This is a genomic window from Agrobacterium sp. GW821-FHT02D03 (genome assembly GCF_059421725.1).
Map to the genome: position 1 here is coordinate 79046 of NZ_JBWKVN010000002.1, position 19263 is coordinate 98308.

The 19263-nt window shown below is 57.6% G+C and carries 13 protein-coding genes; 12 read left to right on the forward strand and 1 reads right to left on the reverse strand.

Annotated features, from left to right (window positions below):
- Window positions 1–12: 12 nt before the first annotated feature.
- Window positions 13–2679, reverse strand: coding sequence for a type VI secretion system ATPase TssH (gene tssH, locus AC07U5_RS13930; RefSeq protein ID WP_494723353.1), 2667 nt, complete (start codon window positions 2677–2679; stop codon window positions 13–15).
- 231 nt (window positions 2680–2910) lie between these two features.
- Here tssH and tssA point away from each other — a divergent pair, with 231 nt between their 5' ends.
- The 12 genes from tssA (at window position 2911) to tssM (ending at window position 19208) form a co-directional block, all read left to right on the forward strand.
- On the forward strand, window positions 2911–3972 hold the full coding sequence (tssA, locus tag AC07U5_RS13935; protein ID WP_494723354.1) for a type VI secretion system protein TssA: 1062 nt from the start codon (window positions 2911–2913) through the stop codon (window positions 3970–3972).
- Window positions 3973–4034: 62 nt separating this feature from the next.
- Window positions 4035–4544, forward strand: coding sequence for a type VI secretion system contractile sheath small subunit (tssB, locus tag AC07U5_RS13940; RefSeq protein ID WP_062426856.1), 510 nt, complete (start codon window positions 4035–4037; stop codon window positions 4542–4544).
- A gap of 91 nt (window positions 4545–4635) precedes the next feature.
- Window positions 4636–6117 carry a type VI secretion system contractile sheath large subunit gene (tssC, locus tag AC07U5_RS13945; RefSeq protein ID WP_062442626.1) on the forward strand — a complete coding sequence of 494 codons (1482 nt, stop codon included), beginning with the start codon at window positions 4636–4638 and terminating at the stop codon, window positions 6115–6117.
- A 55-nt stretch (window positions 6118–6172) separates the two neighbouring features.
- A complete protein-coding gene (tssC, locus tag AC07U5_RS13950) occupies window positions 6173–7567 on the forward strand; it encodes a type VI secretion system contractile sheath large subunit (RefSeq protein ID WP_062597841.1) in 1395 nt (464 codons plus the stop codon).
- Complete coding sequence (locus AC07U5_RS13955; RefSeq protein ID WP_440599178.1) at window positions 7564–8391, forward strand: type VI secretion system accessory protein TagJ; 828 nt, start codon at window positions 7564–7566, stop codon at window positions 8389–8391. Before tssC (AC07U5_RS13950) ends, AC07U5_RS13955 begins: the two co-directional genes overlap by 4 nt.
- Window positions 8384–8893, forward strand: a complete 510-nt coding sequence (tssE, locus tag AC07U5_RS13960) for a type VI secretion system baseplate subunit TssE (RefSeq protein WP_494723355.1) — start codon at window positions 8384–8386, stop codon at window positions 8891–8893. Before AC07U5_RS13955 ends, tssE begins: the two co-directional genes overlap by 8 nt.
- Complete coding sequence (tssF, locus tag AC07U5_RS13965; protein ID WP_494723356.1) at window positions 8886–10670, forward strand: type VI secretion system baseplate subunit TssF; 1785 nt, start codon at window positions 8886–8888, stop codon at window positions 10668–10670. The genes tssE and tssF overlap by 8 nt, the downstream gene beginning before the upstream one ends.
- 8 nt (window positions 10671–10678) lie before the next feature.
- Window positions 10679–11698, forward strand: a complete 1020-nt coding sequence (gene tssG, locus AC07U5_RS13970) for a type VI secretion system baseplate subunit TssG (RefSeq protein WP_494723357.1) — start codon at window positions 10679–10681, stop codon at window positions 11696–11698.
- Window positions 11695–12891, forward strand: coding sequence for an FHA domain-containing protein (locus tag AC07U5_RS13975; RefSeq protein WP_448745924.1), 1197 nt, complete (start codon window positions 11695–11697; stop codon window positions 12889–12891). The genes tssG and AC07U5_RS13975 overlap by 4 nt, the downstream gene beginning before the upstream one ends.
- Window positions 12881–14221 carry a type VI secretion system baseplate subunit TssK gene (gene tssK / locus AC07U5_RS13980; RefSeq protein ID WP_343107326.1) on the forward strand — a complete coding sequence of 447 codons (1341 nt, stop codon included), beginning with the start codon at window positions 12881–12883 and terminating at the stop codon, window positions 14219–14221. Before AC07U5_RS13975 ends, tssK begins: the two co-directional genes overlap by 11 nt.
- The gene (gene tssL, locus AC07U5_RS13985) at window positions 14218–15729 is read left to right on the forward strand and encodes a type VI secretion system protein TssL, long form (protein ID WP_333630288.1); all 1512 of its coding nucleotides are present in this window, start codon (window positions 14218–14220) and stop codon (window positions 15727–15729) included. The genes tssK and tssL overlap by 4 nt, the downstream gene beginning before the upstream one ends.
- Window positions 15726–19208, forward strand: a complete 3483-nt coding sequence (gene tssM, locus AC07U5_RS13990; protein ID WP_494723358.1) for a type VI secretion system membrane subunit TssM — start codon at window positions 15726–15728, stop codon at window positions 19206–19208. The genes tssL and tssM overlap by 4 nt, the downstream gene beginning before the upstream one ends.
- The last annotated feature ends 55 nt before the right edge of the window (window positions 19209–19263 follow it).

Consider the following 19263-nt stretch of genomic DNA (forward strand, 5'->3'; position numbering starts at 1 on the left):
TCCGAGGCCCTGTTACCTTTCGACCTGACGCCGCACACGCCGGGTTGCCCCTTTGGATGCGACAACTTCATCCACCCCGGCAGTATCTGCCGAAGTGAAATCGCCCGTTTCCCCAGCCGCTTCGGCATGAACGCCGAACCGCCTACCGTCAAAATCGACAGTGACCATCCCTACCTTTTCACCGGCAACAACCCTCTCAAGGAAGAAGCTGGAAAGGGGTGGCAGGAGATCCTTGCCCATCATGATTTCGATTGCGCGCGCTCCGATGTCGCTGGAGTCCGCCTTATTGACCAATGCCGCCCGCGCCGTTTCGGAGAGCGACAACTCCGCGCCGTAGGTCGCCCTGACCCGATCGCGGATTTTTTCGATCTGAATGTCGACAATCCTTGAGAGCTGTTCGGCTCCCAAGGGCATGAATGGCAGAATGATCGTGCGACCAAGAAAGGCTGGCTTGAACTGCTTCGTCAGTTCCGGCATCAGCAGCGCTTCCAGGGCCTCGCCTTCGGGCATCGTCTCAGGATCCGCAGCAAGCGCCGACAACAATTCCGATCCGGTATTGGCGGTCAAAACGATTGTCGTGTTCTTAAAATCCACATCGCGGCCTTCGCCGTCTCGAAGAACACCTTTGTCGAAGACCTGGTAGAAGATATCCTGAACACCCGCATGCGCCTTGTCGATTTCGTCGAGCAGAAGAACGCCAAAAGGACGACGTCTCACGGCCTCTGTCAGCACACCTCCCTCACCATATCCCACATAGCCGGGAGGCGAGCCGAGGAGCAGCGAGACTTTGTGCTCCTCTTTGAACTCAGACATGTTGATGGTCGTGAGGTGGTTGCTGCCGCCGTAGAGGAGATCGGCCAGTGACAAAGCTGTCTCCGTCTTGCCGGTACCGGACATGCCGACCAGGAAGAAAACCGCAGGGGGACGTCGTGGATCGGATAATCCTGCGCGGGCAGCACGCATGGCGTCGGCAATTCTATTGATTGCCGCGTCTTGTCCAATGACCCGCAGCTTCATCCGATCATCGAGTGTTCGCGCACTGTCGATCTGGTCTGCAAGCAGCTTGCCAAGCGGAATGCCGGTCCAACGCGATACCACCGATGCTATGACCTCACGGTCGACCACGGTGGGGACAAGTTTATCGGCCTCTGACTTCAAAGAGGCAAGCCTTAGAGGCGCGACGTTCGACTGGGTCAGCTTCTTATCTGGTTCTTCCGATGCAAGGAGTTCCCGCATCTCAAGATCATAGCGCGCCTGCAATTCGTCGATTTGCTGCCCGACAGAAGCGATCGTCTCCTCTATCGCTACCATACGCGCTGCCAATTCATCACTGGCTGGTTCACGCTTCAGCCAATCCAGCTCAATCATGAGAAGGCTACGCTCGCTTGTCAGGGCGCGCAGCTTCTCCGGCAAGGTTTGCCGGGCGAGAGAAACCGCCGCTGCGGCCGTATCCAGCAGGCTGACCGCCTTGTCGGGGAGCTGACGCGCAGGCAGATAACGCGCTGAGAGCTGCACCGCCGCAACGATCGCATCGTCTCGAACAATAACGTCATGATGTTTGACGAAAGTGTCCGCCACACCTCTCAACATGCGGATTGCTGTCGCTTCATCCGGCTCGCGAACATGCACGGGTTGGAAACGCCGGGTCAAGGCAGCGTCTTTCTCGAAATACTTCTTGAATTCGCTCCACGTAGTAGCGGCAATCGTTCTCACCTCTCCACGCGCAAGCGCGGGCTTGAGAATATTGGCTGCATCGCCTTGTCCTGCAGCACCGCCGGCGCCAATGAGCCCATGCGCTTCGTCGATGAATAGGATGATTGGCTCAACCGATTTCTTGACCGCGTCGATCACGCCGTGGAGCCGACGCTCAAATTCGCCTTTGACGCCCGCTCCTGCCTGAAGGAGCGAAAGATCAAGCGTCAGCAGCCTGACGTTCTTCAGTTTTTCGGGGACATTGCCGGAAACAATCTCAAGTGCGAGGGCTTCCGCCACAGCCGTCTTTCCAACGCCCGCCTCGCCAACAAGGATGGGATTGTTCTGCCTGCGCCGCGTTAGGATATCCACAATCTGGCGCAGCTCATCATCACGCCCGATGACCGGATCAATCCGGCCACCGCGTGCATCAGCGGTCATGTCCTGGGTATAGAGACGCAGGAACTCGTTCTGCTCGGCAGAGCGCACCTTACCGTCCTCAAGCAGCTCTGCCTTGCCTGTGTGAGCGTCATCCTCAACGCTCCGCAGTCTCTGAAGAGCGTTGCGATCCATGCTTTTTAAAGATGGTAAAGTGGACCGAACGAGGGTTCTAAGGGATTCCTCCTCGTCGAGTGCCAAAAGAAGATCGGCCAGCACGACGTGCTTACGGCCAGCCTCGAGCGACGCTAGCAGCCAAGCTTCTCGACCCGCTGCGAGCACGTTCTGCGACAGCGAGAGATCCTCTCCATTGCCGACGACGGCATCCTCAAGGCTACGATCAATCTCCGCCAGAAAACTCTGACGCGGAATACTCAACTCGTCGAGGACACCAACAAACTTCTCAGATTCTGCAACCGATTTCAGCCAGTGAGGAACATCGACGTAACGGTGACCCATCCTCACTGCAACCGAAGCAGCAGCTTCCAAGGCTACGCGCAGCTCAGGCTCAAGCGCTCCGATGAGGCGATTGAGATCGATATGCGACATGCAAAGTGCCTCCTGCCCTTGGTCAATCCACAACGTTGCGTAGTACAATTAAGATGATGAAACCGGCTTGTCTAGCCAGAAGTTGATTTTTTTATTTCGCAGCTTAAAACGTAGATGCCGCAATTTAGACACATTTTGAAGAAGTCTGTCTAAAGTCTGATTGATGAATATCCTTACGTTACGGAAGATGGCGTCATAAAACTATTACATTTACTAGAGGAAAAACTGCATTTGGACGCGACATCGGACATAGGTACTTTAGAGTTTTCGGGAGATTGCGAAGAAAATATTCGCGTCAATACGAGAACTCGTGAACTATATTACAAGATAAAGGACGAAAGAAACCAAGCGCGTGCAGAAGAACGTACTGTATCGCCTCAAGAGGTTTTGAAAGTCTCCAATAACTGGGAGAACGTAAACAATCTTGGATTGCAGATTATATATTCGGAAAGCCTCGATGTCGAGATCTTGGCCTGGCTGATGGAAGCAAAGCTCAGGCTCGAGGGCTTCGCCGGTTTGCGTCAGGTTTACGAGATATGCGAGCATATTTTTCACAACCATTGGGAAAATATTTATTCGATCGACGACGATAGCGAGGAAGACAAGTTTGCTCCCTTTGCCGGATTAAACGGCATCGGGAGCGAGGGCTCACTCGTTCAACCGTTGCGGCTCACGTCCCTCGTTCCGGGAAAAAAGTTTGGCGAAAACAGCCTGTGGGACTTTCAGCTTGCTCAGCGACCAAATGAAACGGCGCTCAAAGAAGAGCTTTATCGGGCCGCCACGGAGGCAGGGAGCGCCGCGATGACGGCCCATCTCGCGGAGGTGAATGGCTGCCTTTCGATCTTCGACCGGTTGATGCGGCTTTTGACGGAGCGTTGCGGTCAGTACGCGCCGCCAAGCTCTAATATCCGCAATGTGCTGATCGAAGCGGCAGCCGCTATCCGTGCTCTTGGTGGCCGCGATGCAGATCAAACCCAGATCGATGGGACGGAGCCCGCGGCAATCAACGATGATGCATCCACCCCCATCGCAACACGCCCCTCGCCTTCTCTCAACCCAGAGGGCATTGGGTCTCGCGATGAGGCGTTTGAAACTCTTCTTCTGGTTGCGCGTTATTTCCGTCGAACTGAACCGCATTCACCAATTTCGTTGGCAATCGAGACATTGGTTCGCAGGGGGCGCATGGATTTTTCAGAACTGCTCGCCGAACTTCTTCCCGAAGCTCAGGCCCGCAATGCTGTCCTCACCGCAGCAGGCATCAAGCCTGGCGGCGAGAGCAATGGGAACCAATGAACCGGGTACAGATGCTGTGCTCTTCTCAATCAACCATGCGGATACGCATGAAGGAGGTCTAGATGGCAAGTGTTCATGAAAAGCTGGAGCGAGTTCGTAAGCCGCGCGTCCACATCAAATATGAGGTGGAAACGGAAGGCGCCATGGTGGTCAAGGAGTTGCCCTTCGTCGTGGGCGTCCTCGGCGACTTTTCGGGCAATCCCACTCAGCCACTCAAACCTTTTGGCGAGCGCAAGTTTGTCCAGGTCGATCGGGATAATTTTGACGAGGTGATGCGTCGCATGACGCCCGGCCTGAATATCTCGGTCCCCAACACGTTAGAGAAGGATGGTAGCGACATTCAGGTCAATCTGAAGTTCGAAAGCATGGAAGACTTCGAACCCGGCTCCATTGTTCAACAGGTGCCGGCACTAAAGGCGCTTCTGGATGCCAGAAACGAACTTCGCGATCTCCTGTCAAAGGCCGATCGCTCCGAAGATCTTGAGCGCATGCTGGAAGACATCCTGCAGAACAAGACAGACCTGGCAAAGCTGGTTTCGGAACTGAAGGAAAAGAACGGTGCTGCTGAGTAATCGCGCGCCATCAGAATTTTCGAACAGCCCCACGACCGGGGATTTGAACGGTTCAAGCGGCGGCACCGGCCGCAAGTGGAAGGATTGAGATATGAGCGCCGAAAGCCTGCTGAAAAACGAGACACAGGCCACAACCGCCGAAGACCACGGACTGCTGTCCAAAGTCGTTGCCGCCACCAGGCAAACCGAACCGGACCGCGCGCAAAATCTGCTGCGCACACTGACCGACCAAGCCTTGAAGGGAACGGTCAAATACGACCGCAACCTGACGGTCACGCTAAATCACGCGATTGCCGAACTCGACAAAACAATTTCGGAGCAATTAGCGGCAATCATGCAGGCACCGGAATTTGCCAAACTGGAGGGGACTTGGCGCGGGCTGAACTACCTCGTCAAGAATTCCGAGACGAGCGTAAATCTCAAGATCCGCGTGATGAATGCCGGTAAACGGGAAATCTCCCGCGACCTGGAAAAGGCAGTGGAGTTCGATCAGTCCCGCCTCTTCAAATCGATCTATGAAGACGAGTTCGGTACGCCGGGCGGCGAGCCGATCGGCGCCATCATCGGCGACTACGAGTTTGACAACTCTTTTGATGATGTCCAAACGCTTCAAGGTGTGTCCGCCATTGCGGCTGCGGCGTTCGCACCCTTCATCTCGGCAGCAAGCCCGCGAATGTTCGGCTTCGAGGATTATCGCGATCTCGCGCGTCCACGTGATCTCGAAAAGATTTTCGACACGGTGGAATATGCAAAATGGCGCAGCTTCCGCGAAAGCGACGATTCCCGCTTCGTGACGCTCGCCCTGCCCCGTGTGCTGGCGCGCATGCCCTATGGCCCAAAGACCAACCCGGTTGACGAGTTCAACTACGACGAAACAAGAGGAGCGCCGAATGGCGACCTGAAACACGACGAATACTGCTGGATGAATGCCGCTTACGTCATGGGGACCAAGCTGACCGATGCTTTTGCCAAGCATGGCTGGTGCACGGCAATCCGCGGTGCGGAAAATGGCGGCAAGGTTGAAAATCTGCCCATGCATGTGTTCTCCAGTGATGACGGCGATCTGGACCTCAAATGCCCGACCGAAGTCGGCATTACCGACCGTCGCGATGCCGAACTCGGCAAGCTCGGCTTCCTGCCGCTCTGCCACTACAAGAACACTGATTATGCCGTGTTCTTTGGCGCCCAGACGGCCCATAAGCCGAAGCTTTACGACCGGCCGGAGGCAACTGCCAATGCCGCCGTGTCGGCTCGCCTGCCCTATATCATGGCGACCTCTCGTTTCGCCCATTATCTCAAGGTCATGGGTCGCGACAAGATCGGCTCCTTCATGGAAGCTTCCGATTGTGAAGTCTGGCTCAATCGCTGGATTTCCAATTACGTCAATGCCAACGAGCAGGCGGGCGAGGAGAGCCGTGCCAAATATCCGCTGCGTGAGGCAAAGGTGACCGTTCAGGAAGTTCCAGGCAAACCGGGTGCCTATAACGCGGTGGCGTGGATGCGCCCATGGTTGCAGATGGAAGAACTCACGACCTCGCTTCGCATGGTCGCTCGCATTCCGTCCAAGAACTGAACCATGCTGGACATATGCCTGCCATATGTCCACAGCATTCCTCGGAGCGTTGCTCATGGCGCCAAGGTCCTTCACGGACACCCGCAGTCTGGTCGATCAGCTCATCGCCTTTATTGACGAGGCGCTGAACGAGCAGGTCAATGCGATTTTGCACCATCGCGAGTTCCAAGCGATGGAAGCGAGATGGCGCGGGCTTGCCATGATCGTGCGTGAGGCATCGCGCAGCGATGAGGTAAAGGTCAAGCTGTTGAATGCCAGCTGGAGGGAGCTTGCCCGCAACCTCGAAAAAGCAACCGACTTCGACCAGAGCCAATTGTTCGAGATCGTCTACAACCGGGAATTCGGCATGCCGGGTGGCGAACCGATCGGCCTGTTGATCGGAGATTACGCCTTCTCGCCGGATACCAGGGACGGTGTCGACTGCGTGACGGCACTTTCGCAGATCGGCATGGTCGCAGCCGCTGCCTTCTGCCCCTTCATCGCCGCCGGTTCTCCCGAAGCCGTCGGATTGCAGGATTTCTCAGAGATGAGCAGGGTCCATGATTTTTCCTGGCTTCGACAGGAAAAATCCCGGCTGAGATGGAACGCGCTGCGTGCCCGTGACGACTCCCGCTTCATCGGCCTCGTCGCCCCGCGCATTCTGTTGCGATCGCCCTATCGGCCTTTTTCGCGACGCCGCAGCGATCCCTTCCCGTTCCAGGAACATATCGCCGAAGACGGCACGACACTTCTGTGGGGCAATCCAGCCTTCGCCTTCGGCACGGTCGTCGTGCGAAACTTCATCGATAGCGGCTGGTTTGCCGACATCCGTGGTGTCACGCAGGACACGGTTGATGGAGGAATGCTCTCCCCCTATCAACTGCCACCACTGGACTTCGGGCTGGAAAGCAATGGGCTCTCCGCGCAGCCACCGGTCGAGGTGCAACTGTCGACGGGCCAGGAGCAGCAATTTTCCGATCTCGGACTCGTCCCTATCTCCACCACGTATTTGTCCAGCGTGGCAATCTTCAATGCCAACCAATCGCTGCATGCGCCAGGGCATTACTCAAGCGAAAGCGCACGACAGAACGCCCGTATTGCCGCCATGCTGCAATATGTGCTCTGTGCCTCCCGCTTCTCGCATTATCTCAAAGTCATCATGCGTGACGATATCGGTCAACTTAGCGACGCAACCGCGATCGAACGCAAACTCGAAACCTGGCTGTCATCCTACACGCTCGGGAACGATGATGCTGAGGTGGCGCTGAGAACACGTTACCCACTTCGCTCGGCTGGCATCAGCGTCTTCGAGATCCCCGGCAAACCCGGAAGTTTCTCCTGTACCGTGCGTATCCAGCCGCACTTCCAGCTGGATGATGTTTCCACCAGCTTCCATCTGATCGCCGAGACGGCGGTACCGTCTGCGTCCCCATCGTGGACACCGGCCGAGCCTAAGAGGATCTCCGCATGACATTGCGCGCCGACATTTCCGATCTTCTTGACGAGAACCAGGTCGCGACCGCCCTTGAACTCGCGAGGAATCAGGTCAAATCGTCACCGTCCGACAAGGAGGCCAGACACCTCTACATCGATCTTTTAATTCTGGTCCGCGATTACGAAAAGGCCGACGCGCAGTGTAACCTGGCTGCGACCTTCTCGCCGCAGGACAGTGTCGGATTTTCGCTGTTGCGCCAGCAGTTGCGCGCCATGGCGGCGCGGGACGCATGGTTCGAAAACGCCGCCGTACCGGAATTCCCTGGCGGACCAAGTGAACTCGATCAACTGGCGATCAAGGCGAATATCGCCGCACGTGAGAGCAACATTATCGAAGCCGCTGACGCCTTGAGCGAGCTGGATGAGAAACGAGGCGACGTATCGATCGTCGTCAATGGCAAAAAGGCCAGTGATATCCGTGACCTTGACGATCGTGTTCCGCATGCACTTGAAGTTCTGACCAATGGTGGCAGGTATCTGTGGATCGGGTTTGACCGCATTGAAACTCTCACGATCGGGCCGATGACGCGTCCGCGCGACCTCGCTTATCGCGATGGCGAGCTGACGCTCAAGGATGGCGCCGTGGCATCGGTGCTTTTGCCCGCGATCTATCACGGGACGGACAAGGCGGCTGTTCTGCTGCTTGGCCGAGAGACACGCTGGGACGAGGAAAGCAGCCCACTTGTCACGGGTGAGGGTCAGAGATGCCTGTTGATCGGCGACGACCTCGTGCCATTCCACGAGATCACAAGAATTTCCGCGGCACCCCAGGCAAGTGAAAGGAAATCCGCGCGTGGTTGATCCGCTGGAGCAATATCGGCCGAAGCAGAGAACCCTATCCCGCTCCTTGCTGGACAGGCTGCTGGACGATGCGCCCGACATGGAGGCCGATCCGCTTGTCAGCCTCTCGGATCAAGTTAGGGAGATGCGTGAAGTGATACGCCGCGACCTTGAGGCACTTCTCAACACCCGCCGAAATCCCTCGGGCCCACCGGGCGCGCTTAAAGAACTTAATGACGCACTGGTTTCCTATGGCATGGACGGCGTCTTGTCGGCGAATCTTGTGACGGATGCCTCCAAGGATAAGCTTGCGCAAAGCATCGAGCGTCGCATCTCCATGTTCGAGACCCGCCTCTCCGATGTACGGGTTACGATCCTAAAGAACCGTATGGAGGGCGAGCGCGCCTTGCGCATGAGGATCCAGGCAACGTTTCGGCTGCATGAGGGGATGCCTCCGATCAGCTTTGAATCGAAGATAGATCCATCGACACAGCGTTTCCTCGTGGAGACCACCAATGGCTGATGGTTTTCTCGATAAATACAATGATGAGCTTTATGCGCTGAGAAAGCGGGCATCACGCTTTGCGGCGGCCTTTCCCAAAATCGCCGGACGGTTGCGCATGACAGGAGATGTCGCCGACGATCCTCATGTCGAGCGCTTGATCCAAAGCTTTGCCTATTCCGCCGCGCGCGTGCGTCAAAAGCTGGATGATGAATTTCCTGAGCTTTCCGACAGTCTGCTCGAAACGCTTTACCCCCATTATTTGGCGCCGCTGCCGTCCATGAGTGTCGTGCAGTTCGAGCCAGGCGCTACACTTGCGACGGTTCAGAGGCTCGCGCGCCATAGTGAGATTCTGGCAGAGCCCATTAATGGCGAAAGCTGCCGCTTCCGCACCACGCAGGATGTTGAAATCACGCCTCTTGCCATCTCTGGAGCAACGCTTTCCGGCCAACCTATCGATGCGCCGTTTTCAACCGCGTCGGCAGGTGCAGCGAGCTGCTTGCGGATCTCACTGCGTACCACCTCTCCGAGGCCCTCTACATTTCAGGAAATGGGGCTCGCGAAGCTACAACTGTTCATTTCCTCGGCCTGGCAACAAGCGACAGCGCTCTATGAATTGCTCGCCAATAATTGCGTCGGACTGGCGCTGGCACGCCATGCGGATGATCCGCAGGCGGTTTTCCTTCCTGCGAACAATCTAAAACCTTCCGGCTTTGCGCGCGACCAAGCCATGCTGCCCTATCCCCCAAACAGCTTTGATGGTTACCGTCTCCTCACGGAATTCTTTGCGCTACCGCAAAAGTTCCTGTTCATCGACATTGACGGGCTCGACCGCTGGCCCGGTGGCGACTGCGAGCTCTACATCTATTTGAAGACCGCAGATGCTAGGCTTGAGCGCATGGTCTCAGCCAAGGATCTGGTGCTGAACGCATCGCCAGTCATCAATCTCTTTCAGCAAAGCTGCGAGCCTTTGAGCCTAGACGGGACGAGGACGGAGTATCGCCTCTTGCCCGACGCGCGCCGTCAGCGCACGCGCGAAATCTACTCGGTTGAGAGTGTTCAACTCACAACCCGCGACGGGCAGGTCGAGAAGACATCACCGTTCTTTGGCCGTACGCAGAAAAGCAACGGTTCGAATGTCTTCTGGCAAACCTACCGCCGCTTCGATGAGGATGATGCTTCTTCCGACACCGATATTGCCTTTGTCGACGAGAAGCGCGGACCGCTAGGGCCAATCGATATTGTCGCCAGTGTCGATACGCTGTGCATCAACCGCGAGCTGCCGAGCCAGTTGCCCTTCGGCGGCGGACACCCCTACTTGCAACTCTCTGCCGGTAACGAGGCAGTTCAATCGATCAACGCGCTGATGCCGCCGACACCCGCCATCCGCATGAACGAGCGGACCGCTCGCGAATGGCGCCTGATCTCTCACCTCCTGCTGAACCATCTCTCTCTGTTCGACAATGGTGGCGCGCCGCTAAAAGACATTCTGTCGCTCTATGCCTTTCGGGATTCGCCCGAAACGCGTCAGCTGGTCGATTCAATTTCCAACGTCGAGGCGCAAAATTCCCACGCGCGACTTGGTTCCGCTATGGTGCCGGGAACGGATGTCACGGTAGAGTTCGATCCATCGCTGATCGACAGGGCAGCAGCCTATGTCTTTGCCAATGTTCTCAACCATTTCTTTGGTCTCTATACCTCCATCAACAGCTTTACGCGCCTGACCGTGACCATGCGTGGCCATTCCGAGCCGATTGCCCGATGGCCTGCGCGCGCGGCAGATCGCCCGCTGCTTTAGGAGAGCCCATGCAAACCCAAGCAGAAAGCCTCAAGCAAAAACAGGAAACGCTCCTCAGCCGCGATCCCGGTCGTTTCGATCCATCCACGGCGTTTCGTGTGGCACAGCACATCGCCGACGCCGAGAAACTGACTGTCGGCGCGCACGGCGGGACGAGCCCTATCACGGCTTTCGTCGGTGGCTTCCGCAAAAAGGGTGCGGATGCGGACCTGCGCTCCGCACTTGCTCCTATCGTCGGACCGCTCGGCTCATTGCCTCCCGCCTATAATGAACTCCTTCAGCGAGAAGAGCGCAATCGCTCCAAGGCGCTTGCCAGCTTCTTCAACCTATTTGCTACCCGTTTCAGTGAACTCTTTGTTTCTGCGACGGAAAAATACCGGCTGGCACGCGGACTTCGCTGGTCGGACAATCACAAAGCAAGTGCATTTCGCAGGACGCTACTGTCCCTGACGGGCTTCGGCACAATGGGTACCGCACAAAAAGCCGGCGTGAAGCAGGATGTGTTGCTTCGCTTCAGCGGCCTGCTTGCTAACCGCACCAGAAATGCAACGGGGCTGACCTCGATACTTTGTGAGTTCACGGGGCTACCTGTTAAGGTCAAACAGTTCCGGCGCCGGTGGGTATCGATCCCAAGCCATGAGCAGAGCCAGTTGGGCCAGCACGGCGGGCTCCTTTTGGGGCAGAACACGACAGCCGGAAGCAGTATTGAGGATTTCGCCGGCGGTTTCCGGATCGTCATCGGGCCGGTCGGCTACGCCGATTATCTGGCGCTTTCGCCCGGCTCCCACCGTCTCTCGGAAATCTTCGCGTTGACGCGGCTTTTCACCGGCAGCGCACTCGAATTCGATGTGCAGGTGATCCTGAGAAAAGAAGATATCCCCTTCTGTCAGCTCGGCCAGTCAGATACGCCCGCACGGCTTGGCTGGAATAGCTGGGCGCGCATAGCACCTGCGGACAAAGACAGCGCGGATGCGATCGTGACCGAACGCGAGGGTATTGCGCTCGATCGTTTGGGGGCTAAAGCATGAAACTGGTGCTGAAGGAAAAGCAACCGGATGGCCGCTTCCAGCCGTCGCGCTGGAGTTTCGAACACGGCAAGCGCATGCTCGGCCGATCCAACGACTGCGACTGGCAAATCGTTGATGGCGAACGGCGCGTCTCCAAGCTTCACTGCACCCTGATCCGCGAGGGGCAGCGCTTCTCCATCATCGATCAGAGCGCGAATGGCACAATGGTCGATGGTCGATTGCTGCTCGAAGGCCAATCGGCGCCCTTAAATAACGGCTCGCGGATCGATATCGGCAGCCAAACCTTCGAAGTCGCCATTATGGGCGAACCGGACATGGATTTCGGCGATCCTGACCAGGCGTTGAGGGTCAGCGACGAACAATTGACGATCTCCGCCATTCTTTCCGATATCGCGCCGGCGGGGCGCTCGGCCAGCGGAGTGCTTGGTAACGCTATCGCCAATGACGACTGGCAGGATGACATCAATTACAATGTCCCCAAAAAGGGGAAATCGATCTCCCGCAATGTGGAGATCGGCTGGAGCGGGCCGCCCTCGTCTACGGGCATTGGAGCCATCCTGCCGGACGATTGGAATGAAGCGCCGGCGGAAAGCAGCAGGCACGAGCATACGGATGCTCTGAACACTCCGGTCAAGGTCTCACGGCCCGTCACCCCAACGCGTGACGACTTCGACACCATTTTTACCGAGCCTGATCAGGTGCTCGGTGCCGAACCCGTGGAATCCGTTGCCTTACCGTCCGACAGCGGTCTCACTGAACTCATCTCACAACTGGAGAAGGCGTGTGCAGACAGCCTCGCAGCCCTCGGCATTGAGGATGAGCTGGATGGCCATGTGGAACATACCAGTGTGGCTGCACGGCTCGAGACACTGGTGCGACAACAGAGACTTCTTTCAATCTCACTCGACAATCTGATGCGTGTCTCCACGCAAAGGCTGGAACCGAGATTGTTGGAGGCGAAAGCCGATCTCGGCAACGATCTACGCTCAAAGATCGAGCGCAAAGACTGGCGAGGCATACTTTCCGGACCAGACTATTGGGCCTTCTACAAAAAGCAATTCGAAGAAAACGGACGCCAGTTGTCGGTCCGGCAATTCCTACAGCGCGCCGCGCTTGGAGAGGCCATGGAGCTGGACGATACGACGAGCAAAAAATCACAGTATCAGGGGATGAGCAAGCAAGATGAGGCATGAGAATCGCGTTGCCTGGAGCGAAGGAATGTTCCTTCGCGTTCAACATTTCCAGCAGTCCGATCGCTGGACCGAGCGATTGGTGCGCAACACGACGCGCAACCTTTCAGCCTATCCTTGGGGCATCGCGGAAGTCGGCGTGGACCGCAGCGCGCTTGCGATCGGCCAGTTCGCGCTTTCGAATATTCGAGGGATACTACCTGACGGCACACCATTCGAAGCTCCGGGAGATACCGACCTTCCTCCTCCCCTGGAATTGGACGAGACGGTCAAGAACGCCACCCTCTATCTGGCGCTTCCGGCCCGCCGACCCGGTAAGGCCGATATGTCATCGATTCCGAGGCCTGAGACCAACAGTGTTCGTTTCGTCGCCTCGAGCTACGAGGCGACGGACGCCAATGTGGATACCGATTTCGTCGCGCCGATCGATGTCGGTCGCCTCAGCCTGAAATTCCTCAAGACCGGCGACGATGTCTCCGGCTATGATCTGATAGGACTGGCGCGCGTCATCGAAGTGCGATCCGATCGTGCCGTCATTCTTGATCCAGATTTTATCCCGCCTAGCCTCAATTGCGCAGCGTCATCCCGCCTGAATGAGTTGATGACGGAGCTTCTCGGCATCGTTCGCCATCGCGCCCAGGCAATCTCCGAACGGATCGGCGACCCAACGATCCGTGGCACAGCGGAAGTCGGCGATTACTTTCTACTGCAAATCCTGAATCGCGCCGATCCGCTGCTGGCCCATCTTGCGGCTAACGCCACGCGTATGCATCCGATCCGCTTCTACGAAGAGTGCCTCCAGCTCGCCGGCGAGCTTGCCACCTTCACAACGGAGAAGAAGCGCGCCACGGATTTTCTGCCCTACCGCCATGACGATCTGAAAGCCAGTTTTGCCGCTGTCTTCGATGACCTGCGAGCATCGCTCTCTGCGGTACTCGAACAGGCCGCCGTCGCAATCGAGCTCGTCGAGCGTCGCCATGGCGTACGGGTTGGAACGATCCACGACCGCGGGCTTCTCCGCGATGCAGGCTTCGTGCTTGCGGTGCGGGCCGACATGCCAGCAGAAGACATTCGCCGCCGGCTGCCAGCGCAGATCAAGGTCGGGCCGGTCGAGCGGATCTCGGAGCTGGTCAATGTTGCGCTGCCCGGTATTCCGGTGCGCTCGCTGCCGGTCCTGCCACGCCAGCTCCCTTATCGCTCCGGTACCATCTATTTCGAAATCGATACCAAGGCACCCTTGTGGAAACAACTCGAGACATCCGGCGCAATCGCTCTGCATCTGGCAGGCGATTTCCCCGGACTTGAGATGGAAATGTGGGCGTTACGCGAATGAGTGACCAAAAGTCCTCCTCATGGCAGGATCTGCCGACGGTGGTGGAAATTACCGAGGAAAGCCGTCAACGCAACCAGAATTCCCGCAATATGGCGGCGTTGCTTGACGACATCATCGAGCCCACCGACCCGGTCGAGCGACCGCACGGCGAAAAGGGCGCATTGCCGATCGATTCTCTGCTGTCGAACTTCCGTTTCGGCGGAGAGGAGGTGCCGACACTGGTGCAATCTGCCGCGCCGCTGCTCAACCTTGCCCACGTGCTTCGTTTCAGCGATGTGCAGCCGGATCCGGACCATCTACGCCGCGCTTGCCTCGAAGCCATTACGCGCTATGAACGCGACCTTGCGTCTGCTCGGATCAGCCCTGAACGTGCCAGAGCCGCCCACTATGTCGTCTGCGCCACGGTGGACGACGTGATCCTCAGCAAGCCCTGGGGTGTCAGGGCTGGCTGGGCGCGCTCAGGCCTCGTCTCCACCTTCCACAACGACGTGACGGGCGGCGATCGGGTCTTCGATATTCTGGATCATTTCCATCAGTCGCCTGGCGCCAACAAGGACCTGCTGCTGCTGATCTATCTGTGCCTTTCGCTTGCATTCGAAGGACGCACCCGTGTTTCTCCCAAAGGCGCACTGGAACTCGCCCGCATCCGTGACAGTCTCTATAAGACACTGATCGGCCAATATGGCGTGTTCGAACGCGAACTTTCCCCCCACTGGCAGGGCGTGGAAGCCCGGCATACGCCCTTGAAAACCATGTCGGCGCTGTGGACCTTGCTTTCGCTTTTGGCACTCGCCTTTGCACTTGGCTATCTCTTCTTCACGCTGTCACTCAACGACGCCTCCGATGCGACATTCGAACGCCTCGCCAAGCTGCCGCCAACCCAAACACCGAGCGTGCTGATTGCAGCACCGGCTGCCCCGCCCGAACCGCCTCAAGCTAAGGAGGAAGCACCGAAGGTCGCCGAAGCACCGCCAGTGATAAAGCCGCCTGAGCCAACTCGGCTTCAAAAGCTGATGGAGTTCCTCGAGCCGGAAGTCCAGCAGAAGCTGGTGACGCTGGCCGAAGTGAACGGACGTCTGAGAGTTCGCATCAACAATTCCGGCCTCTTCGAGACGGGCAGCGCCGAGGTGAGCCCGAAGTTCCGCGATCTAATCCAGCGCATCGGCGGGGCATTGTCGGCCGAGAAATTCCGCGCCGTGGTCATCGGCTACACGGATAATGTGCCAATCAAAACCGTTCAGTTCCCGTCCAACTGGCACCTATCCGAAGCGCGCGCAAAAGCCGTCGGCGATCTTCTTGCCCAATTTACCGGCCCGGAAGCAATCCTGACCGAGGGACGCGCAGACAGCGATCCGATCGCGGACAACAATACGTCCGAGGGACGGGAGATGAACCGCCGCACTGAAATCATGGTGCTGACCAATCCAGACGAGAAACTGAGCGACGCCGGCATTCTCTCGCCAACCATCACCACGACACCGGGACAGCAGCCAGGAGCCCAGCAATGAATCCGCTGAGTTACTTTTATACAATCCGGGCTTATGTCGAAAGCTATGCCTCGCTCGTCGGGCGTCGCTTCATCTCGCTTCTGTGGGCCATTGCCCTTTGCGTCGTCATCTGGTTCTACGGCTATCTTGTCGCCTTCGGCAATTTCAAACCGTTCGGCACGACGCAGGCGCGGCTTATCGCCATCGGCGTCATTCTCCTCATCTGGGTCGTATATATCACCATTGCTCTTTTGCGCGCCCGCAAACAGGACAAGGAACTGATCGACAGTCTCGAGCAGGAGGCGTTGGCCAATCGCAACGCAGAAGTCGGCGAAATCCAGACGCGGCTTAAGGAAGCGCTGGCGCTTCTACGCCGCATCACCAAAAAGCGCTTCGGCTATATCTACGATCTCCCTTGGTATGTGATCTTTGGTGCTCCGGGCTCAGGCAAGACCACGGCACTGACAAATTCCGGCCTGCAATTTCCCTTGGGTGACGCAATTGGAGAAAACGCGGTCCGGGGCGTTGGCGGAACGCGAAACTGCAATTGGTGGTTCTCCGACGAAGCGATCCTGATCGACACCGCCGGTCGCTATACGACGCAGGATGATCTGGATGGGTCTTCAAAAGCCGGCTGGGAGGGGTTCCTCAATCTGCTTCGTCGCTACCGCCGTTCGCAGCCGATCAACGGCGCATTGGTGACGCTATCGATCCACGATCTTCTGACCCGCGATCCGGAAGAACAGCGGCAGGAACTTCGTTCGCTGCGCCAGCGCCTGTCCGAGCTCGACGAATATCTCCATGCGCGCGTCCCTGTTTATCTCGTGCTGACCAAGGCCGACCTTCTGGATGGTTTCGTCGAATTCTTCGATGGCTTCAACAAGACTGACCGCCAGCAGGTATGGGGCACGACCTTCAAGCTGGACGAGAGCTACACGTCCCAGTCTCTGCCCCAACGCTTCCTTGAAGAATTCGAGCTTCTTCAACAGCGTGTGGATGCCATGCTCATCGAGCGGCTGCAGCAGGAGCAGAATACAGAGATCCGCGGGCGCATCTTCCGCTTCCCGGCAGAACTTGCCAAGTTGAAGGATCGCTTGCACGAGGCATTAAATGAACTTTGTGCCAGTTCCCCCCTCATCGAGGCACCGCTTCTGCGCGGCGTCTATTTTGCTTCGGGCACCCAAGAAGAGACGGACATCGCAACGACGCGGACGCGACGAAGCTACTTCCTGTCACGCCTGTTCAAGGATGTTATCTTCCCGGAAGCAGCGCTCGTCATGCGCGACAAGCGCCTGTCGGGGCGCCAGCATCTGGTTCGGCGTCTGGCCTATGGTGCAGCAGCAATTGTCGCCGCGATCGTCTTTACCGGTTGGATCAGTACCTATTACTCAAACACCCAGGCGCTTGCCGAAGCGGATCAGAAGCTCGACACCTATGAACGGCTGGTGCAGGGCATTCCCGTGCGGGATGTGTCCGACGCGGATTTTCTGCGCATCATGCCCGCTTTGGACAATCTGCGGGATGCCAGCTCTGGCTTTTCCAAGGACCGTCTGTGGAATATCAGCTTTGGCCTCGATCAGAAGGACAAGATCGCCGGACGCCAGAGGGATGCCTATCAACGCGCCCTCAACGCCCTTCTTCTGCCGCGCATGATCGTGCAATTGCAGAAGCAGTTGGAGGACGAGAAGGATGTCACGCGAACGTTCAATTCGCTGAAACTGTACGGCATGCTGGGCGGGATTGGCGGTCTGGATCGCGATTTCATGACGGTGCAGGCTGAAGACATGTTTGCTTCTCTTTATCCTGGCGACGGGAGAGCGGCAGCGCGCGCCTCCCTTAATGACCATGCCCGCGCCCTCGCCAATGGGAATCTCGCTCCCATCGAACTCGATGCCCGATTGATTGCGAAGGCACGTGAGACGATCAAGGACCAGGGCGTCAGCGCACGTGCCTACGACATCCTCGCAGGCTTGCCGCAAGCGCGGGCTCTGCCGGAGTGGACACCAGCCGCAGCTTTCGGGCCGCTCGGAGAGCGCGCCTTCGAGCGCCGCAGCAAGACACCCATGGTGGACGGCATCGAAGGTCTGTTCACGGCGGATGGCTATCGCAATGTGGTAATCCCGCAAGTAGCCTATGCCTCGCGCGTGGCGCTCTCCGAAGCCTGGGTTCGAGGCTCGGATGACGCCGTGCGTGGCGCGACTGTGGAACAGGTGGCTGAGGCCGCATTGCAGATCTACTTCGACCGCTTTGAAAAGCGCTGGGCGGATGTGCTCTCGGACATCCGGGTGAAGCCATCGCAAACGCTGGGTGATGCCGTCGAGACCACGCGGATTTTGGCAAACGACCGGAATATCGTCGTGGAGGCAGCCAAGTCCATTGCCGATGCAACCGATCTACGGCCGAATGCCGGCGCGAACCTTACCACGCTCGCCTCCACTGCCGATGGCGACGCAACGGCGACGATCCTTTCCGCGACGGTCAATGCCGTCGATCCCTATGCACGGCTGCGCGATATGCTGGCTGAAAAATCTGCGGCCTCGGTAGCGGACGCACAGTCGGCAGAGAACAAGACAGCCGGTACTCCATCCGAACAACTTCTCGCCAATCTGAAGACACTCAACGAACAGCTGGCACGCTCTTCCACCACCTCGGACGAGGTGGCGAAGGTCTTCGATGTTGACAGTCAATTGACCAAGTCCAATCAGGACCTGCTGCAACAGGCGCGGCAACTGCCTGCCCCGCTGGACGTCTGGATCGCTGGCATTGCGGCAGATGTGGGATCACTTGCGGTGAAATCCGCCCGCAGCCGCATCGCCGATCTTTGGGCTTCGGACTCTGCGTCGCTGTGCTCGTCGGTCGTTGCCGGACGATACCCATTTGACCGGGCATCCTCGAGAGATGTGGCGATGGCGGACTTTACCAGGCTTTTCGGACCGAAGGGTGTCTTCCAGACTTTCTTCAAGCAGCGGATGGAGCCCTTCGTCGACAAGACGACGGCGCCGTGGAGCTGGAAGGGCACGTTTGGCTCGGCGGGGATTCCCAGTGAAGCCATCGCCCAGTTCGAAAATGCCGACAAAATTTCTCGGGCATTTTTCCCGAATGGCAGCGAGGTGCCGGTCGTTTCGATCAATGTGAAGCCGGTCTCGCTCAGCGAGCAGTCCAGTGCTGTCATGCTGGAAATTGAAGGGGAACGGGTGGTTTATTACCACGGTCCAATCCAGGCAAAATCGATCCACTGGCCTTCTCAGGAGAATTCCGCCAACCTGTCTCGCATCGCATTTCAGCCAGGCGGCTGGCAGCAGGCGAAGACCGAAAATGGCGATTGGTCTCCCTTCCGGCTGTTCGATAATGCGACAATCGAGGCCCAGACGGGCGACATCCTCCGGGCGCGCTTCGAAAATGAAGGGCAGACCGCGGAGTTCGACATTCAGTTCGGATCTGTCCTTAACCCCTTCAGGTTGGATGCGCTGTCGCAATTTTCCTGCCCGACGCAATTTTGACCAGAGGTGAGAAGACCAATCAAGGAGAGGAACTTCATGCGCAATGACGGCAACA